The sequence below is a fragment of the Halobellus ruber genome, assembly GCF_014212355.1.
GTDB lineage: Archaea > Halobacteriota > Halobacteria > Halobacteriales > Haloferacaceae > Haloquadratum > Haloquadratum rubrum.
Window position 1 is genome coordinate 813,976 of sequence record NZ_JACKXD010000001.1, and the last position, 25,536, is coordinate 839,511.

The window sequence follows — 25,536 nt, forward strand, 5'->3', positions numbered from 1 at the left end:
CTATTCGACGTCGAGGGACTCGATCTCGATCTCCCGCATCGGCTTGTCGTTTCTGTCGGTCGGGACCGTCCCGATCTCCTCGACGACGTCCATCCCGTCGACGACGTGACCGAAGACCGCGTGCCGGCCGTCGAGGCGCGGCTGCGGGCCGAGCGTGATGAAGAACTGCGAGCCGTTGGTGTCGGGACCGCGGTTCGCCATCGAGAGGATCCCCGCCTCGTCGTGGTTGAGGTCCTCGTGAAATTCGTCGTCGAAGGTGTAGCCGGGGCCGCCCTCGCCGGTCCCCTCGGGATCGCCACCCTGGATCATAAAGTCGCCGATGACGCGGTGGAAGATGGTGCCCTCGTACAGCGAGTCGGTTCGCGTCTCGCCGGTCTCGGGGTCGGACCACTCGATGTCGCCGGTCGCAAGCCCCAGGAAGTTCTCGACGGTCCGCGGGGCGCGCTGCTCGAATAGTTCGAGCGTGATGTCGCCTTTCGTGGTGTGCAGCGTGACCGCGGGGTTGTCGGGATCCTCGAAGTCGGAGTCGTCTCCCATACCTCGATCGTGGCGTGACGCACACAAAACGGTGTTCACTCCCGGGCGACCGGGGTTCCGGCGGTCCGATCCGACCTCAGAACGCCCGCAGGTCGTCGAGCACGGCCTCGGCGGCCCCGCTCTCGATGCTGTCACGGGCGAGTTCGAGGCCCTCCTCCAGGGTGTCGGCGTCGTCGCGGGCGTAGATCCGGAACGCGGCGTTGAGCGCGACCGCGTCCGCGAAGTGGTCCTCGCGGTCGCCTGCGATGATCTCCTCGGTCAGCGCCGCGGAGTCGCCGGCGACGTCGTCGGGGTCGACCTCTAAGTCCTCGGATTCGAAGTCCATCCCGTACTCCGGCGTCTCGATCTCGTAGTCGGTGAACTCGCCGTCGCGCCACTCGCCGACCTTCGTGTACCCGGGCCGGATGTCGTCGTACCCTTCCATCCCCTGGAACATCACGACGCGCCCGGGGCTTTGGGACGCCATCAGACCGAACGTGTCGGTGATCTTCTTCGCGAACGCGAGGTGGTAGAAGGAGCCGAGATGGACGTCCGCTCCCGCGGGGTTCAGCAGCGTCTCGACGGTGTTTACGAACGTCCGCACGCCCATCTGGTCCCGGCGGCCCTCGAGGCCGTCGACGTGCGGCGCGAAGGCGGGCTGGTAGTAGAAGCCGAACCCCGTCTCGTCGACCATCGCGGCGCTCTCCGCGGGGTCGAGTTCGGTCCGCACTCCGAGGTCGTCGAGGACGTGCTTATAGGCGTCCTGCTTCTGGGTGGGGACCCGGTCGCCGGAGTGTGTCACCACCGGCGTGCCCGCGCCGGCGGCGACGAGCCCCGCCGCCGCCCCCAGGATCGCGGTGTCGCCCTTGCCGTCGTAGTTGGCGCCGCAGTCGACCGGGTCGGCGTCGGGTTCGGCGGAGACGACGTCCTCGGCGAGCACGTCGGTGTAGGCCGCCAACTCCTCGGCGACGTTGTGCTTCCAGCGGTTCGCGAGCCAGAACGCCCCGAGGGTGGTGGGATCGGGCTCGCCGGCGAGAATCCGCCGCATCGCGTCGGTCGCCTGTTCACGGGTCATATCCTCCGCGGACTTGATCCCCGAGCCGACGACCTCCGTCATCAGTCGCTTCAACGGCCACTCCCCGAACCCGGCGGGCTCCGGCGCTTGTGCCATACTATTCCGTTGTGGTGCGAGCATCAAAAGTTGCCCGCTCGCTCCCGGGGAGTGTGACGCTCTCCGGTCGGTTCTTCACCATCGACCGGGGCCGAAATAGGTACGTTCGTCCGGCCCGAAGCGGGCGTAATGAGCGCACTGGACGACGATTGGCGTGCTGATCTCGACGCGGTCGACGCCGCCCTGATCGACGAGTACCAGAGCGGCTTCCCCGTCGTCGAGCGGCCCTTCCGCGTCGTCGCCGACGAACTCGGCACCGGGGAAGACGAGGCGCTGGACCGCGTCCGGCGCCTCCGCGAACGCGGGATCTTCCGCCGGTTCGGCGCGGTGCTGAACCCGCCCGTTATCGGGAGTTCCACGCTCGCGGCCGTCTCGGCGCCCGAAGCGCGGTTCGACGGGATAGCAGAGGTGATCAACGGGTACCGACAGGTGAACCACAACTACCGGCGGGACCACGTCTGGAACATGTGGTTCGTCGTGACCGCCGCCTCCCGGGAGAAACGCGACGCGATCCTCGCGGAGATCGAGGCCGAAACCGGGTGTGAGGTGCTGGCGCTTCCGATGCTCACCGACTACTACATCGATCTCGAGTTCCCGGTCGTCAACGACGACGCGTTCGCCCGCGAGAGCGTGGCTGCGACCGACGCGTCGGCGACGCGGATCTCCGAGGACGCGGCCGCGGGGCTCTCCGACCTCGACGCCGCCTTGCTGGTGGAGATCCAGGACGGCTTCCCCCTCTCTGCGACGCCGTACCGTGACGTCGCCGACGCGATCGGCGCCGACGTCGACGAGGTCGTCGGCGCGGTCGGCCGCCTGCTTGCGGACGGCTGCATCAAGCGGGTCGGCTGCGTCGTCAACCACGTCGTCACGGGGTTCGACGCCAACTGTATGGTCGTCTGGGATGTCCCCGACGACCGACTCGACGCCCGCGGTGAGGCCGTGGGGGAACTGCCCTACGTCACGCTGTGTTACCACCGCCCGCGACGCCCCGACCAGGGGTGGGAGTACAACCTCTTCACGATGATCCACGGCCGGGAGACCGACGCCGTCAACCAAAAGGTCGACGAGCTCGCGGCCGAGCACCTCCCGTTCGACCACGAGCGGCTCTACTCGACTGCGACGCTGAAACAGACCGGCGCGCGGTACGACGACCTCGTGAGCGCCGGCCCGGAGTGAGCTGCCCGCTTCCCGCGGCTACACCGAGATCGGCGCGAGCCGATACAGCGTCCGTGCGGCCCCGACGACGCCGGTCTTCGCCAAGGCACCGCTCCGGATCGCGCTGTATTTGGCGTAGTACCGGCTCCTTCTGGCGCCCGCGCCGGCGTAGTGTCGAGCGGAGATCGGGATCGGCGTCCGCCGCCCTTCGACCCGGATCGCGCCGTCGCCGATCGCCTCCACGATCACGTCGGCCGTGAGGTCCGCGCGGTCGACGCCTCCGATGTCGATCTCGGTGTACGCGCGGCCGACGTAGCCGACCTTGTGGGCGTCGCTGCCGGCGACGCCGGGATAGGCGTGCGCCCGCGCGTACCGCCGCGCCCGACGGTTCTTCCACCCGGTGAACGCCCAGGAGTTGTACACTTCGATCGCGTCGGGGTCGACGCCGCGGAGCCGGCGTTTCCGGACGCCGTGGCGGCTCCGCTGAAACGGGTGCGGCACGATCGCGATCCCGCCGCGGCCCTGGATCCACGCCGTGGTCTCTGCCATCGGCGCGCGCCGCGGCGGCATCTCCTCGACGCCGATCGCGAGCAGGTGGCCGTCCGCCGTCGACACTTCGACTCCGGGGATCCCCACCAGCCCGTATTTCGGCGCCAGTTCCGCCGCGCGGACGGACTCGTGGATCACGTCGTGGTCGGTGATCACGACCGCGTCGAGCCCGATCTCCGCGGCCTGCTCTAAGATCAACTCGGGAGGGTCCGTTCCGTCGTAGGAGGCCTCGGAGTGGACGTGCGGGTCGATTCTGACGGTGAGCGACACATTCGTTGTTCGCGGGCACGGGTATAAAAACTACCCGCGCAGGGGGGCGGTATCCGGATCTCTGGACGTACCGTCGGTCACTCCTCGTTGGCGCCGACGGCGCCGTCGGCGACGATCACCACAGGCGCGTCCCGGCCGGACAGCCGCCGGTACACTCTCTCACCGCCGTCCGACCGGTGTCGTCCACGTGGCGCCGATCGCCGGGGTGGTTACCGGCCTTCGTTTCAGGCTTCCGCGAGGACGCCCTGGGTGATCAGGTCGGCGGCTCGCTCGCCGATGGCGACGGCGGGCGCGTGGGTGTTCCCGCTGGTTATTTTCGGCATAATGGAGGTGTCAGCGACGCGAAGCCCGTCGACACCTCTCACCCTTAGCCGGGGATCAACGACCGCCATCTCATCGCCCGCCGGTCCCATCTTGCAGGTTCCGACGGGATGGTACACCGTGTGGCACGTCTCCCGGACGTGCTCTTCGATCTCGGCATCGGTCCGGACGTCCGCCCCGGGCCAGATCTCCCGGCCGCGAATCCCGTCGAGGGGTTCGGCCTGGGCGATCTCGCGGGCCTTCTTGATGCCTTCTCGAAGTACCCGTAGGTCGGGTTCCGCGCTGAGGTACTGTGGATCTATGACGGGATCGTTCGTGGGATCCGCTGATCCCAACTCGACGGTCCCGACGCTCTCCGGGCGGAGTTGCGTTGATCCGATCGAGAAGCCCAGCCCCTCGGGGTTGGCGAAGCCGTGGTCCATATAGTACACTGGACAGAAGTGAAACTGGAGGTCCGGGGCCGGTTCGTTCTCGTTGACGTACGTGTAGCCTGCGCCCTCGCCGATGTTCGAGGTTGGAGCGGGGCCCGCTTCGTCGGTTCGTTCGTAGACCACGAACGTAAACAGGTGGTCCTGGAGGTTTCGGCCGACGCCCGGAAGATCAACGTGAACGTCGATGCCGTGCTCGGCGAGGTGTTCGGCCGGCCCGATCCCGGAGAGCATCAGTAACTGCGGGGAGTTATATGCCCCACCACACACGACGACTTCCCCGGCCGCATCGGGGGTGTGTTCCCCGCCCGCTTGCTCGTATGTCACCCCGACGGCCCGGTCGCCCTCGAAGCGGATCCCGGTGACATGTGCCCGCGTCTCGACGGTGAGGTTCGGCCGATCGAGGATCGGCTTGATGTACGCGGCAGCGCTGCTGCAGCGCTCACCGTCGCGCTGTGTAACGTGATACAGCCCGGCGCCCGTCTGGGACTCGCCGTTGAAATCGGGATTGCGGTCGAGACCGCAGGTCTCTGCGGCCTCGATGTACCGCTCCGTGGCCGGGTTGGGATCGACGAGATCGCTCACGACGACGGGCCCGCCGGTGCCGTGGTACTCCGACTGTCCGGTCCCTCTAAACTCCTCGGCGCGCTTGAATACGTCGAGCATTTCTTCGAACGACCAGCCGTCGTTGCCGAGGGCCGCCCAGTTGTCGTAGTCCCACGGACACCCACGGTTGTATATCTGCGCGTTCAGCGAACTCGATCCGCCCAGCGTCTTTCCCCGCGGATGGTACAGCCGCCGATCGTTCAGTTCGGACTGGGGTTCGGTGTAATACTCCCAGTCGGCGTCGGATTTGAAGAGGTGCGGAAACATCGATGGGGTGTAGATCTCCTCCTGGTACTCCTCGTCCGGGGCACCCGCTTCAAGAAGCAAGACCTCGGTTTCCGGGTCCTCCGAGAGCCGGTGCGCGACCGCACATCCTGCCGATCCGGCGCCGACGACGATGTGGTCGAACTCCGTCATATCAGTATGAAATATGATATAGTATACATCATAATAAATCGATTGGACCGAGCAACGAGCTCCGTCCCCGGTCCCGACCGGGTGCGACTCCCGAACGCTCGATTACGTCGGACGGCGTCGCCGGACCGCGGTGCGGGACCATCGGGTTCGTCTATCCAGCCTTTGTGGTCGGTAGTTCCGAAACACACGCGAAAGGCCTCCTGTCCGGTTACTCGCCCGCTTGCTCGCCGCGGATCCGCTCGCCGGCCTCGTACCCGTTCCGGAGCGCCGCCGCCACCCGTCCCTCGCCGGCCACCCAGTCGCCGGCGACGTAGAGCCCGGCGGCCTCGACGGCCCGCAACGGCTCGGTCTCGGCCCCCGACTCCGGCAGCGCGTACCGCCACCCCTGATCGTCGACCCAGTCGGGGTCGCGGTACCGGTCGTCGCCGAGGAGGTCAGCCGCGTGGTCCGCTGCCGCCGCCGCGGCGTCGTCGAGCGGGTCGTCGTAGTGGGCCTCGGACCACGCGGGGCTCATCTGGACGACGAGCAGGCTCTCGCCGTCGGGGACGTGGCCCGACTTGCACTCCTCGCGGGAGAGCCACCCGACCGCGTGGTCCTTGTCGACGTTCACCAGGCCGTACCACGGGTACGACTCCCGGAACGGGTAATGCAGGACGAGAGTCCGGATCGTCCGGTAGGAAACGGCGTCGACGGCGTCGATCAGCGGCTCCAACCGGTCGTCGTCCCAGTCGGTCGCCCCGAGCAGGTCGGCGGTCTGGGGCGCCGGCGGGGTCAGGAGGACAACGTCGAACGGGCCGTAGTCGGCGCCGTCGGTGTCGGTGAGGTGCCACGTCCCGCCCGCCCGGTCGATCGCCTCCACCCGGGTCCGACGGTGGACGGCGGCGTCGGTCCGCGCGAGCAGCCGCTTTGCGAGTTGGGTGATCCCCTCGCTCCAGGTCCACTTCCGTCCGTCGTCGCCGTGGCCCTCGGCGACCTCGCCGTCGGCGTCGAACGTCCACACCGGTTCCTCGATGTCGACCAAGCCCTCGGTCCCCAGTTCGGGGATCAAGGAGGCGGCCAGTTCGTCGTCGTCCTTGACGTAGTTGGCGCCGTGGTCGTAGCGGCAGCCCTCCCGCCGCCGGGTCGCCGCCCGTCCGCAGACGCCGCCGCTCTTCTCTACGATCGTCACCGTCGCGCCGGCGTCGCGAAGCGCGTACGCGGCAGCCGCCCCCGCCGCGCCCGCGCCGACGACGCCGACGCGGATCGGTTCGGTCGACTCCCGGTCTCGGCTCCCTGCGGGACCGTCTCGGTGGCTCATATCCGGACCGGGGGACGCGACGCGCTTTACCCTTCTGGCGGCTCGGCCTCCGACCCCGCAGCCGGCGTTACGCTGCGTGAGAATCGCCCGGAACCGTTATGAGTCGGGATCGTGAGAAGCCGCGTATGCGGATACCGAGTGGGGTCAGCGGCTTCGATCACCTCGTCCAGGGCGGGTTCCTCCCGGAGCGGCTGTACGTCCTCTCGGGACCCCCGGGCAGCGGGAAGACCACGTTCACCGCGCAGTTCGTCGCCGAGGGGCTCAGAAACGGGGAGAACTGCCTGTACGTCACGATGCACGAGTCCCGCGAGGAGCTCGTCGAGGACATGTCCAGCTACGACTTCGGGTTCGAAACGCTCGCGACCTCCGATCAGTTCCGGTTCGTGAACCTCACAAGCAAGCGGGCCGAGCGGCTGCTGAGCCAGTCGTCAGGGGGAAGCGGGCCGTCGAGCGTCCAGGCGCTGTCGGACAAGCTGGTCGCGTTCGTCAACGCCCGGGACATCGAGCGGCTGGTGATCGACTCCACGATGCTTCTGGATATGTTCTTCGCGGAGGGCGACGCCGAGATGACGCGCTTTCTCACCGCGCTGAAATCCTGCGACGCGACGACGCTGCTGATCTCGGAGATGACCGACCCCAGCGCCTACGCCGACGAGCACTTCCTGGCTCACGGCGTCGTCTTCTTCCACAACTATCTGGAGGCGACCGGGATGACCCGCGGGATCCAGGTCGTGAAGATGCGCGGGACCGACATCGACTGCGACATCCGGTCGCTGCGGTTCACCGACGAGGGGCTGGTGATCGACCCGACCAAACGCGTGGATTTCTGAGATGTACGAACGCGCATTCGACACCGACTGGGAGTCGCTCTCGGGCGAGGAGGCCAGCAGACGGATGTACGCCCTCGGAATCGCCGCCGAGCTCGGCTACGAGAACCACCCGGAGCGGGAACGGATCCGGGGGCTCGCATCGAGCGCCTACGAGCGGACCGTCCTCGATCTGGCCTACGAGGAGGGAAAGCGGACGGTACAGGACACCCGGATACACCACGACTCCGAGGAGGACGCCTGGGAGGAACTCGTCGAGACCTCCGAGGCGCCGTCGCCGGAATCGCTGTCGATCGACGGCGTCGACTCCGGGCGGCCGAGCGCGACCGATCGACCGTCGCTTCTGGACGGCTTCGACGGCGACGATCTCGGCCGGCTTCGGCTCCCGTCGCTACTCGAACGCGACGAGGAGTGATCGGCCCCGTTCGGCCGTGTCGTGGGTCTCGATGGCCACCGTCGGTGGAGCCGCAAACGCGAAGTAGCTACGTGCCCCAGTTCACCTAATCGGATCGTGGTATCCCGTGACTGACCGCGCGCCCATCCCCGCGGAGGTGTTCGCCGACGCCGTCGACCGGCTGGACCGCGACGCGCTCGCGGGGTTCGTCGCCCGCCTCGAAGCCGCAGCCGGCCGGACGGTCGACGTCGACCCGCCGGCCGTCACCGTCGGCGACGGCGCCGACCGGGAGCGACTCCTCGTCGCCCCCGAGGCCGTCGCACTCGACGACACGGATCCGATCCCGGACGCCGTCGTCGTCCCCGATGGAGTTTCGACCGCCGACGACGACGTGCCCGTCCGGACGACAGCGGACCTCCGACAGCAGCTCCTCTATTCCGTCTCGCCCGAGGCCGCGGAGTCGATCGCCGAGGAGTGGCTCGGGATGCCGGCGCGCTCGGAGTCGTACGCGCCCGAGCCGACGCCGACAGTTGAAACCGACGAGACGGGCGACGCCCCCGTCGGCGGTTCGGACCCGGGCTCGACCGCGTCGAGCGAGCAGACGGCTCCGGCGTCCGACGATGCGACGGCCACGGCAGCGACCGGGGCGACTCCGGAGCCGGCGGCCGAACCCGGTGGCTCCCCGACCTCGGACGGCGAAGACGGGTCGGACGCGGCGACGCGAAGCGGTGCGGGGCTCGTCGTCGTCGCGGTGCTCGCGGCGACGATCCTGGCGGTGACGGGCGGCGTGGTGTACGCCGCGGAGGTCTCCCCGGACGGCGACGCCGGCGCGTTCGCGGCGCCGGTCCCGGCCACCGACGGCGGGACGCTGTCGGAGGCGGAGATCCGCCGCCGGTCCCGGGCGCCAATCGACGCGAGCGGCGCGATCACCGCGACCCCGACGCCGGGTGAGGAACGCGGGGACGGGGCGCGACCGCTGGCCAACGACACCGAAGTGGAGCGTAACGTCCGCCCGGTTCCGACCTGCGAGCGATCGTTCCTCCACGTCGTCCAGATCCAGATGAACGCGCTGAAGTACAACAACAACACGACGGACGACGGCATCCGGACGGTACGCCGCTTCGCATCCCAGCGGAACCGACAGGCGATACCGACCCTCGAGGAGTTCGCTCGCATCATCAAAAACCCGACCTACAGCCCGATGCTGTCGTACGACAGCGTACAGTACACCCCGATCCAGTCCAGCGACGACTACGCGCAGGTGCAGGTGCTCACCCGCGAGGACGGGAACGTGACGGGCCAGTACTACTTCCGATTGCGCAAGATCGAGGACGGCGACTACGAGGGGTGCTGGATGACGGACGCCGTCGTCTCGATCCCCGAAACCAGCAACTTCTCGGGCAAGGTCGGCGGGCAGAGCACAGGGGCGTCCTACGCGGTCTGATCGCTTGCGGACGCACTCCGCGACCGCCGCCGGACAACCCAGACCGGCAGCGCGAGCGCCACAGCCACCGGGATCGTCCACAGGTCCGTGCTGGCATAGAGGTTCGCCGCGGGCGGCAGCCACCCCGAAACCGGGAAGAGATACGGCGGCGCGACGCCGTCGACCCGAACCACGAACAGGTCCAAGACCAGGTGGCTCAACCCGCCACAGACCAGCACCCCGAACCCGCTGCGGCGCTCCCCTGCGCTCAGTGTCAACGCTCCGGCGCCGCTCAGGACGACGACCCCGCCGAGGGTGTGCAGCCCCCACATCGAGTACGGGATCCCGAACGCCGTCCCGACGGGGACATCGAGCAACACCGACGCCTTCATCGCGTCCGGCGCGGCCGCGCCGACGAGCAGGAGCGGGAGATTCCGGTCGGGAGCGTCGGTCCACCTCACCGCGACACCGCCGACGGCGTAGGCAACGAGGACGTGCGTCAGCAAGTCGGGCATCACTCCCCCTCCCGCGGCACGAACGCCCACCGGTCGGAATCGACGCGCCACCGTCGCAGGAACGTCCCCCCGGCGAGTGCGATCCCCAGGATCGACACGAGGTACATCCGCCGGAGTTCGCCGGGCGACTGGACGTGGTAAGCGGTCGTCCGGAGCCGTCGATCGGGCCGCAACTGTCCGTACACCTGGAGTTGATCCCCGACCTCGACGTTCCCACCCGCCGGTTCGGTCACCCGCAACGAGAGGGTTCCGGCGGTGACTACGACGCCCTCGCCGTCGACTGCGGTAACCTCCCCCCAGATATGCACGCTCTCCCCGACGTGGGCGCCGTAGTCGGCGTCGATCTCCGCGGCGTCGGGGTAGGCGTCCGTCCCGTTGAACTGCGCGCCGAACCCGACGACGAGCGCAACCGCCGCGAGACAGAGCGCCACCAGAAGCACGGATCGTCGCACGCCTCCGGATTCGGGCGGTCCCGGATTATATCTGCCCCTCGCCGACGGATCGGTCCCGCGCTTGGTGTACCGCTGGCCCTCACTCGGGCGAACTGCCGGACGTCGGAACGCGTCCGCAGAACTGATACGCCGATCGGACGAACGACGGGTATGCCTCCGCTGCAGGTCTCGGCGCCGCTGTCCGTTCCGCTGTTGTTCGCGCTCGGCGTCGGCGCCGGCGCCGTCGCCACGCTGGCGATGGATGTCGTGATGGCTCGGATCGACGAGGGGACGACGCCCCCGCAGGTCGCAAGCGGCGTCCTGACGAACACGGACCCCGACCGTGCCCCGGGCGGCGTCGCGTCGGCCGTCCACTACGTCGCCGGGGTGCTTACCGGGCCACTGTTCGTGTGGCTGTACCTCGTCGCGTCCCGTGTCGTCGGCGTTGGACTTCCCGCGGTCGTCGCTGCGGCCACCGTCTGCTACCCACTGATGGTCGGGTTCTTCGCGGTGGTCGTGCTACCGCGGTCCCGCGGCCTCCCCCGCCAGCGGCTGTCGGCGATCCGGCGGGCCTGGAGCGTCGAAGCCGCGGTCTACCTGCTCGTTCTCGCGCCGCTGGTCGGCATCGCGGCACTTCTTCTCTGAGCCCGTCGAACGAGGGCCTCGCGGGCAGGAGGTCGGAGATGCCGATCTGCCACTCGCGGCCGATGGCTCCCGTCAGGAACTTCTGTCGCCGTCGGCCTCGTCGAACTCGTCGTTGATCGGGTCCATTGCGATCTCGCCCAGCTCGTCCATCGTGATCGGGCGGTCGCGGCCGCGGTCGGCCACCTCGATCGAGGCGCCGCTCGTGACGATCGACTGGATCGCTTCCTCGACGGTTATATCGATGTCGGTTATCTGATCCGCCGCGAAGTTCACCAGGAACCCGCCCATCATCGGGTTCGGGGCCAGCGGCACGAACAGCGTCTGCATCTTCAACTCCCCCGCGGAGGTCTGGATCTGCTCGGGCGTGTCGGCAGTCACGAACGCCAGCGAGTAGGCACCCTCGTGTGGGAACTCGACTAACTTCACCTCGCGGAAGGTCCGGGCGTCGCTGTCGGTCAGCATATCCCCCATCTGGCGGAACGTCCGGTACAGCTCCCCGATCCCCGGGATCCGCTCGATCGTCGTGTGGACCTTCGGCGCGTAGCTCCGCTCGGTCACGTGGGCGACGGCGCCGACGCCGACGAGGAAGGCCAAAAGTAATACCAGACTGATAAGTTGGATCACCAACCCCTCGACGACCGGCGACACGCCGGGAATGATCCGAACCAGGGTCACCGCCGGCGAGACGACGTTCAGCAGGAAGTTCAGCACCACCCCCAACACGAGAATCGTGATCACGAGCGGGATGGTCAGCGCGACGCCGGTCAGCAACCACTCCCGGAAGGTAGAGAGGTACTGCGGTGCGTGCTCTCTGGAGCCCATACGCCGGCGACTCACCTCGTCGGCAAAACTCTTGTTTCCCCGTTGGTGTTGCCACGGGCAGTCGTGAGTCACCACGAACCGATCGGCGGAACCGGTGGCACGGTTCGGGGCCGACAGACGCGTCCGGACCGCCGCCGTCGAACCCACACGTACACAAGAACTGTAGGCTTCCTCGGCCGCTCCGCCCGTGACGATGGACCGGAGCGTCGAGGGGTCGGTCGCTGATCTATCCGTTCTACGTCGTCTCGCTGGCCGGACCCGTGTCGATCCTGGCGCTGATCGTGGGTGGGCTCGACGACCTCGGGAGTGTCGCGCTGGCTGCGTTGCTCGTGGGGCCGGGGTCGTCGGGCTCTGGCGTCGGGTCGCCGGTCGGGAGGGGAGTCACCCCGGCACGGTCGAAGCCATCGCATACGACCCGTTCGCGTACCCCGGTCGCATCGCGAAACCCAGCTGGCTGAAGCCGGTCCGCCGCCTGCCCACGGAGGACAGCGAAGACGACGAGTGATCGATCGCGACGTTACGGGCCCGACCGGTGCCCGATCGGGTCTCTCATACTGTCGGCTATCGTCGCGTGACGGATTTCGACACCCCGGGGGTGTGGAAACTCTTCACGTAGTTACAGCCGACAGTATCAGCATCGCAGCCCCCGGTACGGCCGGGGAAAGGAGTCTGTGCGTGTACAGTTCGCCGTGTAGAACGGAAGTGGGACCGCTGAGAGTCGAACTCAGGTCCTACCGACCCCATCGGCAGAGGATACCACTACCCCACGGTCCCGCGTACATCAGATCGAACGCCTGGTTCACCGTTAAGTGCTTCGTTTTCCCGCCCGGGGCGGTGATCACCAGCTCAGACCAGCACCCGTTCCAGCGACACCACGGTCCCCCGGTCGGCCGAGGGCTTCCCGACCAGCCGGCCGAGACAGACCGCGGTTCCGTCGGGCGTGACACAGACCACGAGCGGGGTCTCGGCGTCGGAGTCACCTCCCTCTGCCGCGGCAGACTCCACCGCCGCGTCGGCGTCGACGACACCGGGGGCGTACACCGGCGCCCCCTCCGCGATCTGCTCGGCGGCCGAGTCGGCGACGGTGAGTTGCGGGAGGTGTCTCAGCGCGCGCTCGGCCGGAGCGACCACCTCCCGGAGCGGCTCCTCGTCGCCCTCGGCTGCGAACGCCAGCGCGTCCGTCAGGTCCGCCGTCGAGGCCAGGTTGGTGTCGTCGAAGGGGTCGGTCGCGGTCCGCCGGAGATCGCCCATATGCGCCCCGGTGCCGACCGCGAGGCCGAGATCGTGACACAGTTTCCGGACGTAGGTCCCGCTCTCACACCGGATCCGCAGGAGCGCCTGCCGCTCCGTCGTCTCTATCACGTCGAGGTCGTGGATCGTCCGGCTGCGGAGGCGTCGGGTGACAGCGCTCTTCCGCGGCGGCTTCTGGTAGATCTCGCCTTCGAACTCCGAAACCACGCTCTCGAAGTCCGCGGGCACCGGCCCGTGGAGCTCGAGTACCGCAATATACTCCTTCGTCCCTTCGAGGAAGACCTGCGCGACCCGGGTGGCATCACCCAGGAGGATCGGCAGACACCCCGTGACCTTCGGGTCGAGGGTCCCGGCGTGGGCCGCCCGGTCGACGCCAGCGGCGTCGCGAGCCCACGCCGACACCTGGTGGGCGGAGGGGCCGGCCGGCTTGTCGAGGTTCACCACCCCGAAGGCGAGCAGTTCGTCGACGGACCGCTCCCCGGGCGCGCTTCGGCGGTCGGTCACGCGCGGTTCCCTCCCATCGGCATCAGAAGTCGTAGGAGACGCCGTCGACCGGATGTTTCCCCTCGTCGGCCGCCGGATCGTACGCGTCGACCGCTGCGGTCAGGATCTCCGGAACGTCGGCTTCGCTCCATCGCGCGGTGTTCAGCGCGATGTCGTAGATCGACAGGTCCGTGATGTCGATCCCGTAGTACTCGCGGTATCGGAGCGCCTCGCTTTCCTCGCGTTCGCGGGTCTCGGTCAGCGCCGTCTCCGCGGACTTCCCCTCCCGCCCGGCGATCCGGGCCGCACGAACCTCGATCGGCGCGTCGAGCCACAATCGAAGGTCCGCGGCGTCGCCCGCGAGCCACCCCGCCAGTCGCGACTCCAGGAGAACGTCGTCGCGTTCGAGTGCGATCGTCCGAAGCCGGCGGTCGAGGTCGCGGTCGATCTGGTCGTCCTCCTCGGCGAGCCGATTGAACTCCACGGCCGTCAGCCCCCGCTCGTCGGCGAGCTCCCGAAAGATGTCGCCGCCGCTGACGTGTTCGAGGTCGAACGCGTCGGCCAGGGCGGCGACGGTCGTACTCTTTCCGGCCCCCGGGGGACCGGAGACGGTCAACAACATACCACTTCTGGGTGCAGGCGGGTAAAAGAGGTTGTCTTTGCGAGGCGTCGGTCGCCGCCGACACGTCGACGCGGTGGCCGTGACCCGTGTGTTCCGGGCGCAGCGACGCGGTCCCCCTCGGCCGACGAGCGACGTGTCCCGCGTTACCGGGGTTCGTACGTGACTGCGAGCGCGACCAGCGCCAGCGCGAGTACGATCGGCACGTCGATGCCGCGGTTGACCAGGAACACTATCACCTGGACCACAAATATAGTAGCGTTTGCAAGTCTTCGCTCACTCGATCGCACGACGGCGTGCGATCGGATGTGCAATCAGTTGCAAACGCTACGATAGAAGCAACATCGCCACCGAGCCGACGATCCGATCGTGGGTGTCGGCGCCGGAGAACTCGAACAGGAGGCTCATCCCAACGACGATCGCCGACATCGGGAAGACCGCAAACGGCTTGCAGGCAGTCCCGTCACCCTCGCCGTCCGCGTTCCAGTGGATCGCCATCGGATCCGGCAGCGACGGGTGGAGGGCGGTGCCGAGCAGACCCAGCGCGACGGCGACGCCGGCCGCGACCGTCCTCTGACGCGTGAGGAGGGCTCCGAGTCCGTTCATATCACCTCCGAACGTCGGCGACGAGAATATCGCGTGCGGATGGCTGTCCGGAGCTGTGCCCCGTCGGCAGGGGATTCGCCGTTCCGGAGCGCCCGAACGGCGGCCGAGGGGACGCGCGTCCCCGACGCCTGCCGTCTCAGGACGTCGACGGCGAGATGTCGATGTTCAGGCTCTTTCTGATGATCTGGGTGAAGCCCATCGAGCAGACGAAATACCAGACGATCCACGCCTGGATCGGCCCCAGCACTGACTCCGTCCACTCGACCCGACCCACGAGGGGAAGCACCAGGGCGTCCAGCGTCGTCTGTGCGCTGGCGTTCGCGCCGACGCCGATCGACCAGTACATCCACAGGAACACCGGGATGGTGAGGAACATGATCCACACCATCGGGCGGAACTGCTCTTTGAACATCCCGAGCTGGTCGCCCATCGCGTCCATCTGTTCCTCCTGGATCTCGTCGAGCGCCTCGTCGTCGCCGGCCTCTTTGGCCTCCTTCCGGCGCTCCTGGATCTCCTGCATCCGCTCTTGGTACTTCGACATCTTGTCCATGTCCATCAGGTTCGCCTGCAGGAGCGTCGAATAGAGCCCGGTGGCCAGCGCCAGGACCATCACGACCGCGTAGAACGGCAACATCTCCTCGAGCGGGCTCAGCGGGACGTCCATCACCGTCCCGATGACGTCTCTGAGCGGCTTCCACGAGTAGCCGACGAACAGCGCCAGCGTCACGACCGCCGCGCCCTTGTCGTACATCGACCACGACGATCCGTCGTCGTCCGCGACGTCGCCGCCGCCTCCGGAGTCGTCGTCGGTTGTTGCGGGTCCGAGGCCGGCCTGCGTCGCCTCCGCGTCGGCCAACGTGAACCCTTCTTCGCCCTCGACGAGGATTCCCTTCTCGATGAGGCGGCCCCACTGCCCCGAGGAGAGCTCACCCTTCACGTCGAGCCACTTGACGTCGCCGTCGTCGGCCCGGTCGAGGACCGTTTCGACGGCGTCCCGCATCTCCCGGTCGCCGTCGACCAGCGTGCGGACCTTCGATTCGATTTGCGGCATCTACAATCCAGTAGCTGTCCACCCGTAATGAACCTTTTACTCTGAATACGCCACCGGGTGCCACACGGAGCCGACCGGAGAGTGCCGTCGATCAGGACTCGACGGCGTCGACGACGGCGTCGAACACCTCGTCGGGCGGTGCCTCGCCGTCGACCTCGGTCAACGCGCCCGCCTCGCGGTAGTGTTCGACCACGGGCGCGGTGTTCTCCTCGTAGACCCGCAGGCGTTCGCGGGCGGTCTCCTCGGTGTCGTCATCCCGCTGCACTAAGTCGCCGCCGCACTCGTCGCAGACGCCCGGCTCCTCGGGCGGCTCGAACTCGACGTGGAAGTTCTCGCCGCAGTTCTCGCAGACGCGCCGGCCGGTCAGCCGCGAGACCAGCACCTCCTCGTCGACCGCGAGGTAGACGACGGCGTCGAGGTCGGTGATCTCCGAGAGGAACTCCGCCTGATCGAGGTTCCGGGGGTACCCGTCGAGCACGTAGCCGTCGGCGGTCGAAAGCGCCTCCTCGACGATGGCGTTGACGACCTTGTCGGGGACGAGCTCCCCGGCGTCCATGTACTCGCCCGGGGAGTCGTACTCGGTGTCCATATCGCCGATGTCCATCCCCTTGTTGGCGCGGAGCGCGTCGCCGGTCGTCACGTGTTCGATGCCGAACTCCGCGGCGAGCCGTTTCGACTGCGTTCCCTTGCCGGCACCCGGCGGGCCCAAGAGCAGAATGTGCTTGCCCATACCTGCAGGTCCCACCCCGTCCGTATAACGTTGAAGAAAACTGTCGGCGTGTGCGTCGGCTCCGGTACTCCGCCACGCGGTGACGTGTGCCGCCGAACCTTTTCACGGGCGCGGCCGGAGAGACGAGTATGACCAGGTTCGACGCCGACGACCCCAGGGAGCGCCGGAAGCTGTTCGCGGAAGCCATCGCCGCCCACCGCACCCGCGCCAGCTCGTTCGTTACGCTCGAAGCCGACGCCGAGGACGACGACGCGCCCCGGCCGTGGCTCCAGTTCGGCGACAACACGTTCAACGTCGACGTGACCGACGCCGAACTCGACGACCTGAAGACGCTGGTCGGGGAGTTCCCGGAGTTCCGGGTCGAACAGCTCGAGTCGCCGGAGACGGCCGAGGGGACGAACGCCCGCATCACTGCCCGCTCGGACCCGAACCGGCTCGCGACGTTCGCAGACCGGGTCTTTCTCGACGTCTACGACCGGCCGGAGACGTACCGGGCGTGGGTCGCCGAGGTCTGATTCATACTGTCGGTTATAATTACGTGAAGATTTTCGACACCCGGGGTGTCGAAATCCGTCACGCGACTATCGCCGACAGTATCAGCCGCCGGCCGTTTCGCGTGTCGCCGGCGGCTCGAAACCGCCCGTTGCGACCGGCTCGGACGGCGCCCGACGCGTGTCGTTGCTATGAGAACCCATATACACGATGCCGACGAACCTCTGTTCCGTGACCGTCATTCGTGTTCGTGGCTGGCCGCCGGTGACCCCGGAGGACGACGCCCGGGTCGCGACGCACTGCTCGGGGAGTGAGCAGGCGTGAGCGGGGAGGAGGGGGAACTCGCGAAGGATCTCGGTCCGCTCGCGGCGCTCACCATCGGCGTCGGGACGATGATCGGGGCTGGAATCTTCGTGCTGCCCGGGGAGGCCGTCCTCCGGGCCGGGTCGTTCGCGTCGGTCGCGTTCGTCCTCGGCGGCGTCATCGCGATGTTCACCGCGCTGTCGGCCAGCGAACTCGGGACCGCGATGCCGCGCTCTGGCGGCGCGTACTACTACGTCAACCACGCGCTGGGGCCGCTGCTCGGCTCCGTCACCGGCTGGGCGAACTGGCTCGGCCTCGCCTTCGCCAGCGCGTTCTATATGGTCGGGTTCGGCCGGTACATCTCCCGGATCTTCGGCGTCAGCGGCCGGATCGGGATCGGGGCCGTCGGCCTCGACGCGGTGACCATCGCCGCGCTGCTTGGCGGCGCGTTCTTCGTCCTCGTCAACTACGTCGGCGCGAAGGAGACCGGGCGGCTCCAGAACGTCATCGTGGTCGTGCTCGTCGGCATCCTCGCGGTGTTCACGCTCCTGGGGACGCTCCAGGCCGACCCGGCGAACCTCCCGGCGACAAGCACGGTAACCGAGACGCTCGGCACGACCGGGTTCATCTTCGTCTCCTACCTCGGCTTCGTCCAGATCACGAGCGTCGCCGAGGAGATCAAAGAGCCCGGGAAGAACCTCCCGCGGGCGGTCATCGGCAGCGTCGTCCTCGTGACGGTGATCTACGCCCTCGTGCTCGTAGTGATGAGTGCGGCCGTCCCCCAGGGGTTCATCGCCGATCTGGTGACCGATGTCGCGCCCGGGGAGACCCGGCGGATCGCCGTCGTCGAGGTCGGCCGCCAGATCCAGGGTGCGGTGATGGGTGGAGCGCTGCTGTTCGGGGGGCTGCTCGCGACCGCCTCCAGCGCGAACGCCTCGATCCTGGCCTCCTCGCGTATCAACTTCGCGATGGGGCGGGACCGGATCGTCACGCCCTCGCTCAACGAGATCCACCCCCGATTCGGCACGCCCTACCGGTCGATCGCCATCACCGGCGGGCTGATCCTCGTGTTCATCCTCGTGGCCGACATCAACCTCCTCTCGGGGGCCGCCTCGGGGCTCCATCTCGTCATCTACGGCCTCCTGAACGTCGCACTCATCGCGATGCGGTACATCGACCCCGAGGACTACCAGCCGGACTTCACGGTGCCGCTGTTCCCGGTGGTGCCGATCCTGGGGACCGTCCTCTCGTTTGCGCTTCTCATCTACGTCGAACCGGACGCGCGGCTCCTCTCTTTCGTCGTCGCGGCCGCGGCCATCGTCTGGTACTTGGTCTACGCCCGCAGCCGGGCGACCAAACAGGGTATCCTCGGGAAGTACATCCTCAGCCGGTCGGAGGAACTGCCCGAGGCGGCCGTGTCGGCCGCGACGTCGGTCCAGCCGGACGGCGGCGACTACCGGGTGATGGTCCCGCTCGCGAACCCCGAAAGCGAGACCGCCCTGATCACGCTGGGCAGCGCGATCGCGAAGCAACACGACGGCACCCTGGTGGCGGTCCACATCGAGCAGGTGCCCGACCAGACCGCACTGGAGTCCGCCCGCGAGAAGATGGATTTCTCCGAGTCGCAGGCGCTGCTCGACCGCGCCAGGGAGGACGCGGCGGCGTTCGACGTGCCGGTGGAGACGCATACGGTGCTCTCACACCGCGGGTTCGAGGAGATATTTGACGCTGCGGGCACGTACGACGCCGACCTGACGGTGATGGGGTGGGGGCCGAGCTCCCACGGCGCGCCCGGGCGGGCCGAGAGCGCGATCGACGAACTCGCGTCGTTGCTGCCGTGTGACTTCCTCGTGATGAAGGACCGCGGCTTCGACCCCTCGCGGATCCTGCTCCCGACCGCCGGCGGCCCCGACTCGGAGCTGTCGGCGAGCGTCGCCGCGGCGCTCACAGCCGAGTACGACGCGGAGGTATCGTTACTCCACGTCGCCGACGACATCGAGACCGGCGAGGCGTTCCTCGCGGAGTGGGCGGCCGACAACGGCCTCCCGGACGCGAACCGCATCGTCGAGACCGGCGACATCGAGGCCGCAATCGAGCGTCACGCCGAGGACGCGTCGCTGCTTGCAGTGGGGGCGACCGAGCGCGGGTTGCTCTCGCGGCTCGTTTCCGGGACGCTCGTGCTCGACGTGCTCAACGAGGTCGAGTGTACGGTTCTGCTCGCGGAGCGCGCCCGCGACCGGTCGATCCTCGAACGCCTGCTCGGCCGGCGCTAACGCCCGAGCTTACGCCTCGCTCCCCTCGTAGAACCAGTAGCCGTTCGCCCGCATCGCCCGCCCCACCGCCTTGTGGAACTCCACGAAGTCCTCGAACTCCTCTGTGTCGACCCCCTCGAAGATGTCGGCGACCGAGACCACCCGCTCGTCGTCGAGCCGGACGGGATGGTCGCCGTATTGCTCGACGTAGGCGTCCCGGGAGAGCGGGAAGTCCGTCTCCTCGTCGACCTTCTTCGCGAGCACCGCGTGGCCGTACTTGCGCCGGCCCTCGGAGCCGAGCTCGCCGTCGGGGTCGTGTGGCCAGTCCATACTCGTACGTTAGCCGGCCGCGGCAAAGCCGTTACGAATCGGCGGACAGCGCTGTCTCCGCTTCAAGCCCGCCGACTCCGCGACAGTGCTCGCGATCGTCCACTCCGAGAATCGGTGGGACTGGGATTTGAACCCAGGAGGCCTTCCGGCCACCTGCTCTCAAGGCAGGCGCGTTAGTCCACTCCGCCATCCCACCACATCCGATGAGTCCGTGAGTCGGCAACTAAGAACTATCGATTCACACACACAGGGTCTCATACTGTCGGCGATAGTCGCGTGACGGATTTCGGAACCCCGGGGGTGTGGAAACTCTTCACGTAGTTATAGCCGACAGTACCAGAAGCCCGATCCCGAAACCCGTCAGGTGCGCCGAGTCGGACTGCGACTGCGGTCACAGTGGTTCGAGGAGAGGGCCAACGGCTTTAGCCGTGGGATGAATCCGACACCGCCCGAACCGACTACAACAGTTCGTGTTGTAGATTGTGCTGCCGAGTCTCGGGTAAGGATATGCACCCCTTGCGGGGGTAGATGAAGCCCGCTATCCGAGCAGGGGGCCGCACTGGCACGGCCCACAACCCCACCGTGCGGTGCCACGAGTGGGGAACCTCCCGGCGTGGGACGCCCGGTCTGTGACCGGGAACCCCACGACTTCACTCGTGGGAGGATGTCAGACGGTATAGTAGCGGTTGCACATCCGATCGCACGCCGTCGGGCGATCGAGTGAGCAGACCTGCAAACGCTACTACGTTTGATCTTCACCGCGAGGACTGGATTTCTCACTGAGTCCCTCAGAAGCCGACAGGAGTGCTGTACCGGATGTAGAGGATCCACTCAGTACAGTACCACGCGATGTTTTCGGTCACTATATTGTCCGCAAATTTCTTATCATCGCCTAGAAAAACCGTTCAGTTATGCTTCTGAATGATCGATCGCAAATCCACGTTCTCCAGATTGATGATGACCCAGAATTTGCTGAGTTAACCAAGACGTTTCTCGAACGCGAGGACGACCGGTTTACCGTCGAGAGTGTCACCAGCGCCAGCGAAGGATTACAACACCTCACCGACCGCCCCCCGGATTGCGTCGTCTCGGATTACGATATGCCGGGTATAGATGGGCTTGAATTCTTGCGGACCGTTCGGGAGGAACACGCTGATCTCCCGTTTATACTCTTTACTGGCAAAGGTAGTGAGGAACTCGCTAGTGACGCCATTTCTGCCGGCGTCACCGATTATCTACAAAAACAAGCTGGTACCGAACAGTACGAACTGTTGGCTAACCGAATAAAAAATGCTGTTCAGGCGCGACGCGAGGCACGACGAGCCGAGAGGCAGGAGGAGTTGATGCGCCTCACTGAGTCTGCTGGCGACACCGGGGGCTGGGAACTCGATGTTGCCACCGACGAACTGGCATTAACCCCTGGGGGACGACAACTCTTGGGGGTAGCGCGCCAGCGGATGCCGTTTGAGCGGTTTCAGGAGTTTTGGTACCCTGATGACAGGGGCGAGATCCGTGCAGCGGCGGATGCCGTTATCGAGACGCAGGAGCAAGTGGAGGGAGTATGGCGGTTACACTCTGCTGCTGACACTCATCGGCACGTCGATATCACGATGACGCCCGTCATAGCCGACGGCGGGGTAACAAAGGTCAGAGGCGCAATTACTGATATTACCGAGTATAAACAACGCGAACGGCAGCTTAGCCAGTACAGGGACTTGGTTGAAAGCATCAACGATGCGGTTTTCGTAGTAGATCAGGATCTGAAGATCGTTTATGCGAACGAGAAATCGCTCAACAACGTTGGCCTCACAGCCCGGGAAGTTGACGGCGAACCCATTATGCCGTTTGTCGAGCAGTACGCTGCCGACCACTCCGGTGTCGCGGAGTTCGAACAGGCGCTTGCTACGGCACTAAACGACCGCGAGGAAGAGGAGCCGGATCCAGTCGAACTGACGGTGACTGCTGGCGGTTCGGAATCGGTCTTTGAGCACCGATTCTCACGCGTTTCGCCGAGTCAGAACTCCCTGGACGAGACCGTGAGCAAGGCCGTGGCCATCGTTGCGCGTGACGTTACCGACCGCAAACAACGCGAGCGGGAACTGAAACAAACCCAGGATCTGATGGCTGAGATGGAGCGGCTGGCCGAGATCGGTGCGTGGGAATACGACCCACAAAAGGACAAGGCAACGCACACTGCTGGCGAGCTCCGAATATACGGTCTTGATCCCGAATTCGATCTTCAGTTAGAGGAAGCGCTTGAATTTTATCATCCAGAAGATAGGGACGAACTCAGAACGCAGTTTGAAGCGTGTCTCGAAACCGGTGAGCCGTACACCACGGACGTGCGAGTGACCAGAGCAGATGGGGAAAAGCGGTGGGTCACCGCACACGGTCAGCGTGTCCAACAGCAGGATACGGAGGTAGTGCGCGGATACGTACAGGACATCACAGATCAAAAAGAGCGAATTAATACCCTTACGCAAACCGAGACGTTGTTCGAGAACGCGCAAGACATGTTATTCATTATCGAGCACTCGGACGACGAATTCATCGTCAAGCGGGTGAACCAGGCGTTCGAGTCGGCAACTGGTCTCTCAAACGATGATCTCCGGGGGAAGACACCGCAGGAACTCTTCGGTGAGGCTCGTGGACAAAGGATCGAGGATAAGTATCGTAAGTGTATCGAAACACAAGAGTCACTCAGTTACGAGGAGACGCTCGCCGAGGAGCAAGTTCCGAACAGGGACTCACCGACCGACGACGGACTTGTCCATTGGAAAACACATATCACACCGGTCAAAGTGGACGGGGATGTAGACTGGATTGTCGGTTCCACTCGCGACATCAACGAACGAAAACGTCGGGAGCAGGAGCTTAAACGTCGGAACAAGCGTCTGGATGAGTTTACCAGTATCATCAGTCACGACATTCGAAATCCATTGAATGTCGCAGAGGGACGGTTAGAATTGGCCCATGACGACTGCGACAGCGAGCACCTCGCCGACGCGGCTGACGCAGTTGACCGATGTCAAACGCTGGTTGATGACACATTGACGCTGGCACGACAGGGTGAGCAGATCGGTGAGACGGACTCGGTAGTGCTATCACACGTGGCTGAGCGGAGTTGGCGAACTGTTATGACCGGATCGGCCGAATTGAATACTGAAAGCGGGCTAACCATCCGTGCCGATAGCAGTAGCCTCCAGCGGTTGTTCGAGAACCTGTTCCGTAATGCCGTTGAACACGGCGGTAATGACGTGGCTGTTCTCGTCGGAGAGGTGGACGACGGCTTCTTCGTGGCAGATACTGGGCCCGGAATCCCCGAGTCCGACCGCGAGGACATATTCGAGGCGGGTTACTCGACTACGGAAGATGGAACCGGGTTCGGCCTGCGAATAGTTAAGGAGATCGCTGACGCTCACGGCTGGGAAATTACCGTGACCGAGAGCCAGCAGGGTGGAGCACGGTTTGAAATCAAAGGCGTCGAAAGGGAAGTGTGACCGATACACGCTGTGTATTCATACTGTCGGCTATAACTACGTGAAGATTTGCCACACCCCCGGGGTGTCGAAATCCGTCACGCGACTATCGCCGACAGTATGAAACCTACTCCTGAACGTTCAGGGGGACATCACTCAAACGCGCCTTTGACCGTTGAAATTGTTTATTGATTGGTAGTTGTAGCATACAAGGTATAGTAGGGTTTGCAACTGGTTGCAAACGCTACTATAGTTGCGGTGCTTCTCGGTGCTGACGTGGTGGTTCCATACGCTCGGATCAGTGATTACATCTTCACATTCGGTGTCTCGCTGTTTCTGGCTGGTGCACTGGAAGAATTGGGCTGGCGTGGCTTCCTACAGCCCCGTCTCCAGCAGCGATTCAGTGCGCTCCACGCAAGTTTAGTGATTGGCGTCGTCTGGGGGCTTTGGCACGTCCCGATGATCCTCACCGGAACCGGCGGTTTCACCGTTTTCCGGGAATATATGCTGAGTGTCACAGTTATGTCGGTCATTCTCGGCTGGCTGTACAACAACACCGAGGGGGCGTTGCCGGTCGTGATGGTCGCCCACGCGTCCCACAATATGCCCCGCATCGAGGATGTTGCTGGAGACGTGCCCGCTGTATTCAATACCATATCGGGAGACGCGACATTCTATCTGCTCTGCGCGTCGCTCATCGCGCTGTACGCCGGATCACAGACGTTGACGCGGGATGGAAGCCTGCCCAACATCCCCGGCCAACTCAGCGAGCTGTCGTCTGGTGGGCAAACCCACGCTGACTAACTGGTCGCGCTCAAACGAATAGAGAACGTGCCTCTCCAGTGTACCGCTGCTGGGGCGTTTCGCTAAGTCAGCGCGTTATAGAGACGTTCCCAACCCCTCCGGGGTTCGGGGAGTTCTCAGTACAGATCCTTCACGGATGGCCCGGTACGGTCCGAATTCATATTTACTGATGCGGTTCTATGTGTGACGTATGCCCTCCGAGATCAAATCCAGGCCGGGAGATTTCCGGGTATTACTTTTTGCGGTTCTCAGTGTGGTTTGTGGTGCACTTACTGTCCGGGCGGTAGTGCGTGGACACGACGAGCTACAGACTTTGCTTCTCGGGATGCTGACTGTATACGCGTTAAGTATCGCGTTGAACACCATCGTACGGATCTCTCACCTCAAACGCTACGCTGCTATCCCGCTTGGTGTAACTGGTACTGTGGTGTACGTTGTCGGGGTGCCTACGGATCTCCCGATCCTGTTTATGATCTTAGGTACCGGTGCTGTTATCGATCTCATCTGGGATCCAACCGGCACCGTGTACAACGATCAATCCGGTAGCGGCTGACTACCTGATATACACGCTCACCGAGAAACCGTTCGCTACATTTGGGCGAGATCAATGCTCCGAGAACAAGTCCACGACAGGCTCTGAAACGACTTCACCACATACGCAGTCAATACGCAGGCCTACTGATACTGTTGGCTATAACTACGTGAAGATTTTCGACACCCCGGGGTGTCGAAATCCGTCACGGGACTATAGCCGACAGTATGAACAGCCGATTCAGTGAGAAGCTATCGAGGGACGATCATCCCGACGCGTCGTCGTTTACTGCGTCGGGTGGTTGCGGCGACTCTCGACGGTGTCCGCCAGCCACGTCCCGATCCGGACGCCTACCTCGCCGACAACCGCGGCGATCCCAAACCCGACGACGGTAAATGCGATCAGGAACAGGCCCTGTGCGAGCGTGACCCATTCCGGCTGGGTGAACCCCGTTACCGCGACATACGTGTCGAATACGGCCCAGAGAATCGGAAGCCCACCGACGATCCCGACCTGGATCCCTGCGCGAGTTGTGTCGCTGTTCGACCGACCGAGTACGTACCCGGTCAGGAGTCCGCCGAACACCACCGCTCCCAGCGAGACCTCGGACCCGGTCTGCCAATAGCTGAACGCAGTACACGGAAGAGCCACTCCTCCACCGATAAGCCCGTATTTCCATTGCAGCAATCTCTTCGGAACCCGGTGACTGAGACCCGACATTATCCTTGGAGACCACTCACGGCGGCACCCAAGTAAACACCCGGATGAATAAAACTGACATTGTATCCATACCCGGTCACCCACGCGCCTCTCACAC

At 65.5% G+C, this 25,536-nt stretch carries 25 protein-coding genes and 2 tRNA genes; 10 read left to right on the top strand and 17 right to left on the bottom strand.

Features of this window, described 5'->3' with window-relative positions:
• The gene (locus H5V44_RS04200; RefSeq protein ID WP_185191854.1) at positions 1-537 is read right to left on the bottom strand and encodes a peptidylprolyl isomerase; all 537 of its coding nucleotides are present in this window, start codon (positions 535-537) and stop codon (positions 1-3) included.
• Between the two features lie 76 nt (positions 538-613).
• Positions 614-1,687, bottom strand: coding sequence for an anthranilate phosphoribosyltransferase (locus H5V44_RS04205; RefSeq protein WP_185191855.1), 1,074 nt, complete (start codon positions 1,685-1,687; stop codon positions 614-616).
• A gap of 129 nt (positions 1,688-1,816) precedes the next feature.
• On the opposite strand from H5V44_RS04205, the gene ahbB reads away from it, so the two are divergent.
• Positions 1,817-2,863, top strand: coding sequence for a siroheme decarboxylase subunit beta (gene ahbB, locus H5V44_RS04210; protein WP_185191856.1), 1,047 nt, complete (start codon positions 1,817-1,819; stop codon positions 2,861-2,863).
• Positions 2,864-2,881: 18 nt separating this feature from the next.
• Here the strand turns inward: ahbB and H5V44_RS04215 are convergent, their stop codons facing one another.
• From H5V44_RS04215 to H5V44_RS04225, 3 genes are all read right to left on the bottom strand, one after another.
• A complete protein-coding gene (locus H5V44_RS04215; protein ID WP_185191857.1) occupies positions 2,882-3,661 on the bottom strand; it encodes a CehA/McbA family metallohydrolase in 780 nt (259 codons plus the stop codon).
• Positions 3,662-3,885: 224 nt separating this feature from the next.
• Positions 3,886-5,433: a GMC family oxidoreductase gene (locus tag H5V44_RS04220; protein WP_185191858.1), complete on the bottom strand. Its 1,548-nt coding sequence runs from the start codon at positions 5,431-5,433 to the stop codon at positions 3,886-3,888.
• 208 nt (positions 5,434-5,641) lie between these two features.
• Positions 5,642-6,730, bottom strand: a complete 1,089-nt coding sequence (locus H5V44_RS04225; RefSeq protein ID WP_185191859.1) for an NAD(P)/FAD-dependent oxidoreductase — start codon at positions 6,728-6,730, stop codon at positions 5,642-5,644.
• 125 nt (positions 6,731-6,855) lie between these two features.
• Between H5V44_RS04225 and H5V44_RS04230 the strand changes: the two genes are divergently transcribed.
• From H5V44_RS04230 to H5V44_RS04240, 3 genes are all read left to right on the top strand, one after another.
• On the top strand, positions 6,856-7,560 hold the full coding sequence (locus tag H5V44_RS04230; protein WP_185191860.1) for an RAD55 family ATPase: 705 nt from the start codon (positions 6,856-6,858) through the stop codon (positions 7,558-7,560).
• A gap of 1 nt (position 7,561) precedes the next feature.
• Positions 7,562-7,972, top strand: a complete 411-nt coding sequence (locus tag H5V44_RS04235) for a hypothetical protein (RefSeq protein WP_185191861.1) — start codon at positions 7,562-7,564, stop codon at positions 7,970-7,972.
• A 106-nt stretch (positions 7,973-8,078) separates the two neighbouring features.
• On the top strand, positions 8,079-9,395 hold the full coding sequence (locus H5V44_RS04240; protein WP_185191862.1) for a hypothetical protein: 1,317 nt from the start codon (positions 8,079-8,081) through the stop codon (positions 9,393-9,395).
• On the opposite strand, the gene H5V44_RS04245 is transcribed toward H5V44_RS04240, so the two are convergent.
• Both H5V44_RS04245 and H5V44_RS04250 read right to left on the bottom strand, forming a co-directional pair.
• Entirely contained in the window at positions 9,383-9,889 is a 507-nt protein-coding gene (locus H5V44_RS04245) for a metal-dependent hydrolase (protein WP_185191863.1), read from the bottom strand. The two genes, H5V44_RS04240 and H5V44_RS04245, sit on opposite strands and share 13 nt — an antisense overlap.
• Positions 9,889-10,341 carry a hypothetical protein gene (locus tag H5V44_RS04250; protein ID WP_185191864.1) on the bottom strand — a complete coding sequence of 151 codons (453 nt, stop codon included), beginning with the start codon at positions 10,339-10,341 and terminating at the stop codon, positions 9,889-9,891. Before H5V44_RS04250 ends, H5V44_RS04245 begins: the two co-directional genes overlap by 1 nt.
• A gap of 150 nt (positions 10,342-10,491) precedes the next feature.
• Here H5V44_RS04250 and H5V44_RS04255 point away from each other — a divergent pair, with 150 nt between their 5' ends.
• A complete protein-coding gene (locus H5V44_RS04255) occupies positions 10,492-10,965 on the top strand; it encodes a hypothetical protein (protein WP_185191865.1) in 474 nt (157 codons plus the stop codon).
• A gap of 72 nt (positions 10,966-11,037) precedes the next feature.
• Here the strand turns inward: H5V44_RS04255 and H5V44_RS04260 are convergent, their stop codons facing one another.
• The 7 genes from H5V44_RS04260 to H5V44_RS04290 all read right to left on the bottom strand — a co-directional run bounded on the left by H5V44_RS04260 (position 11,038) and on the right by H5V44_RS04290 (position 16,527).
• The gene (locus H5V44_RS04260) at positions 11,038-11,787 is read right to left on the bottom strand and encodes a DUF502 domain-containing protein (protein ID WP_185191866.1); all 750 of its coding nucleotides are present in this window, start codon (positions 11,785-11,787) and stop codon (positions 11,038-11,040) included.
• 703 nt (positions 11,788-12,490) lie between these two features.
• Positions 12,491-12,561, bottom strand: a tRNA-Pro gene (locus H5V44_RS04265).
• A 72-nt stretch (positions 12,562-12,633) separates the two neighbouring features.
• A complete protein-coding gene (locus H5V44_RS04270) occupies positions 12,634-13,542 on the bottom strand; it encodes an RNA-guided pseudouridylation complex pseudouridine synthase subunit Cbf5 (RefSeq protein WP_185191867.1) in 909 nt (302 codons plus the stop codon).
• 22 nt (positions 13,543-13,564) lie between these two features.
• Positions 13,565-14,143 carry a (d)CMP kinase gene (gene cmk, locus H5V44_RS04275; protein WP_185191868.1) on the bottom strand — a complete coding sequence of 193 codons (579 nt, stop codon included), beginning with the start codon at positions 14,141-14,143 and terminating at the stop codon, positions 13,565-13,567.
• A gap of 324 nt (positions 14,144-14,467) precedes the next feature.
• The gene (locus H5V44_RS04280) at positions 14,468-14,746 is read right to left on the bottom strand and encodes a DUF1648 domain-containing protein (RefSeq protein WP_185191869.1); all 279 of its coding nucleotides are present in this window, start codon (positions 14,744-14,746) and stop codon (positions 14,468-14,470) included.
• Positions 14,747-14,882: 136 nt separating this feature from the next.
• On the bottom strand, positions 14,883-15,797 hold the full coding sequence (locus H5V44_RS04285; protein WP_185191870.1) for a DUF106 domain-containing protein: 915 nt from the start codon (positions 15,795-15,797) through the stop codon (positions 14,883-14,885).
• A 91-nt stretch (positions 15,798-15,888) separates the two neighbouring features.
• Entirely contained in the window at positions 15,889-16,527 is a 639-nt protein-coding gene (locus tag H5V44_RS04290; protein WP_185191871.1) for an adenylate kinase, read from the bottom strand.
• A gap of 128 nt (positions 16,528-16,655) precedes the next feature.
• Between H5V44_RS04290 and H5V44_RS04295 the strand changes: the two genes are divergently transcribed.
• A complete protein-coding gene (locus H5V44_RS04295) occupies positions 16,656-17,042 on the top strand; it encodes a hypothetical protein (RefSeq protein ID WP_185191872.1) in 387 nt (128 codons plus the stop codon).
• 297 nt (positions 17,043-17,339) lie between these two features.
• The gene (locus H5V44_RS04300; protein ID WP_343067675.1) at positions 17,340-19,595 is read left to right on the top strand and encodes an amino acid permease; all 2,256 of its coding nucleotides are present in this window, start codon (positions 17,340-17,342) and stop codon (positions 19,593-19,595) included.
• A 9-nt stretch (positions 19,596-19,604) separates the two neighbouring features.
• On the opposite strand, the gene H5V44_RS04305 is transcribed toward H5V44_RS04300, so the two are convergent.
• Positions 19,605-19,904 carry a DUF5785 family protein gene (locus H5V44_RS04305; protein ID WP_185191873.1) on the bottom strand — a complete coding sequence of 100 codons (300 nt, stop codon included), beginning with the start codon at positions 19,902-19,904 and terminating at the stop codon, positions 19,605-19,607.
• A gap of 112 nt (positions 19,905-20,016) precedes the next feature.
• Positions 20,017-20,100: transfer RNA gene (locus tag H5V44_RS04310), tRNA-Ser, on the bottom strand.
• Positions 20,101-20,815: 715 nt separating this feature from the next.
• Between H5V44_RS04310 and H5V44_RS04315 the strand changes: the two genes are divergently transcribed.
• The 3 genes from H5V44_RS04315 to H5V44_RS04325 all read left to right on the top strand — a co-directional run bounded on the left by H5V44_RS04315 (position 20,816) and on the right by H5V44_RS04325 (position 24,740).
• Positions 20,816-23,404 (top strand): hybrid sensor histidine kinase/response regulator, encoded by a 2,589-nt coding sequence (locus H5V44_RS04315; RefSeq protein ID WP_185191874.1) that lies wholly within the window; start codon positions 20,816-20,818, stop codon positions 23,402-23,404.
• Positions 23,405-23,608: 204 nt separating this feature from the next.
• On the top strand, positions 23,609-24,187 hold the full coding sequence (locus H5V44_RS04320) for a CPBP family intramembrane glutamic endopeptidase (RefSeq protein ID WP_185191875.1): 579 nt from the start codon (positions 23,609-23,611) through the stop codon (positions 24,185-24,187).
• A 190-nt stretch (positions 24,188-24,377) separates the two neighbouring features.
• Positions 24,378-24,740, top strand: coding sequence for a hypothetical protein (locus H5V44_RS04325; RefSeq protein WP_185191876.1), 363 nt, complete (start codon positions 24,378-24,380; stop codon positions 24,738-24,740).
• A gap of 264 nt (positions 24,741-25,004) precedes the next feature.
• Here the strand turns inward: H5V44_RS04325 and H5V44_RS04330 are convergent, their stop codons facing one another.
• Positions 25,005-25,439: a DUF5518 domain-containing protein gene (locus H5V44_RS04330; protein ID WP_185191877.1), complete on the bottom strand. Its 435-nt coding sequence runs from the start codon at positions 25,437-25,439 to the stop codon at positions 25,005-25,007.
• Between the last annotated feature and the right edge of the window lie 97 nt (positions 25,440-25,536).

What these genes read in the sequence shown, in the direction of transcription:
- H5V44_RS04200 (WP_185191854.1), bottom strand. Translation starts at nt 537, where the DNA reads ATGGGAGACGACTCCGACTTCGAGGATCCCGACAACCCCGCGGTCACG.
- H5V44_RS04205 (WP_185191855.1), bottom strand. Translation starts at nt 1,687, where the DNA reads ATGGCACAAGCGCCGGAGCCCGCCGGGTTCGGGGAGTGGCCGTTGAAG.
- ahbB (WP_185191856.1), top strand. Translation starts at nt 1,817, where the DNA reads ATGAGCGCACTGGACGACGATTGGCGTGCTGATCTCGACGCGGTCGAC.
- H5V44_RS04220 (WP_185191858.1), bottom strand. Translation starts at nt 5,433, where the DNA reads ATGACGGAGTTCGACCACATCGTCGTCGGCGCCGGATCGGCAGGATGT.
- H5V44_RS04225 (WP_185191859.1), bottom strand. Translation starts at nt 6,730, where the DNA reads ATGAGCCACCGAGACGGTCCCGCAGGGAGCCGAGACCGGGAGTCGACC.
- H5V44_RS04230 (WP_185191860.1), top strand. Translation starts at nt 6,856, where the DNA reads ATGCGGATACCGAGTGGGGTCAGCGGCTTCGATCACCTCGTCCAGGGC.
- H5V44_RS04235 (WP_185191861.1), top strand. Translation starts at nt 7,562, where the DNA reads ATGTACGAACGCGCATTCGACACCGACTGGGAGTCGCTCTCGGGCGAG.
- H5V44_RS04245 (WP_185191863.1), bottom strand. Translation starts at nt 9,889, where the DNA reads ATGCCCGACTTGCTGACGCACGTCCTCGTTGCCTACGCCGTCGGCGGT.
- H5V44_RS04255 (WP_185191865.1), top strand. Translation starts at nt 10,492, where the DNA reads ATGCCTCCGCTGCAGGTCTCGGCGCCGCTGTCCGTTCCGCTGTTGTTC.
- H5V44_RS04260 (WP_185191866.1), bottom strand. Translation starts at nt 11,787, where the DNA reads ATGGGCTCCAGAGAGCACGCACCGCAGTACCTCTCTACCTTCCGGGAG.
- cmk (WP_185191868.1), bottom strand. Translation starts at nt 14,143, where the DNA reads ATGTTGTTGACCGTCTCCGGTCCCCCGGGGGCCGGAAAGAGTACGACC.
- H5V44_RS04280 (WP_185191869.1), bottom strand. Translation starts at nt 14,746, where the DNA reads ATGAACGGACTCGGAGCCCTCCTCACGCGTCAGAGGACGGTCGCGGCC.
- H5V44_RS04285 (WP_185191870.1), bottom strand. Translation starts at nt 15,797, where the DNA reads ATGCCGCAAATCGAATCGAAGGTCCGCACGCTGGTCGACGGCGACCGG.
- H5V44_RS04290 (WP_185191871.1), bottom strand. Translation starts at nt 16,527, where the DNA reads ATGGGCAAGCACATTCTGCTCTTGGGCCCGCCGGGTGCCGGCAAGGGA.
- H5V44_RS04295 (WP_185191872.1), top strand. Translation starts at nt 16,656, where the DNA reads ATGACCAGGTTCGACGCCGACGACCCCAGGGAGCGCCGGAAGCTGTTC.
- H5V44_RS04305 (WP_185191873.1), bottom strand. Translation starts at nt 19,904, where the DNA reads ATGGACTGGCCACACGACCCCGACGGCGAGCTCGGCTCCGAGGGCCGG.
- H5V44_RS04315 (WP_185191874.1), top strand. Translation starts at nt 20,816, where the DNA reads ATGCTTCTGAATGATCGATCGCAAATCCACGTTCTCCAGATTGATGAT.
- H5V44_RS04325 (WP_185191876.1), top strand. Translation starts at nt 24,378, where the DNA reads ATGCCCTCCGAGATCAAATCCAGGCCGGGAGATTTCCGGGTATTACTT.
- H5V44_RS04330 (WP_185191877.1), bottom strand. Translation starts at nt 25,439, where the DNA reads ATGTCGGGTCTCAGTCACCGGGTTCCGAAGAGATTGCTGCAATGGAAA.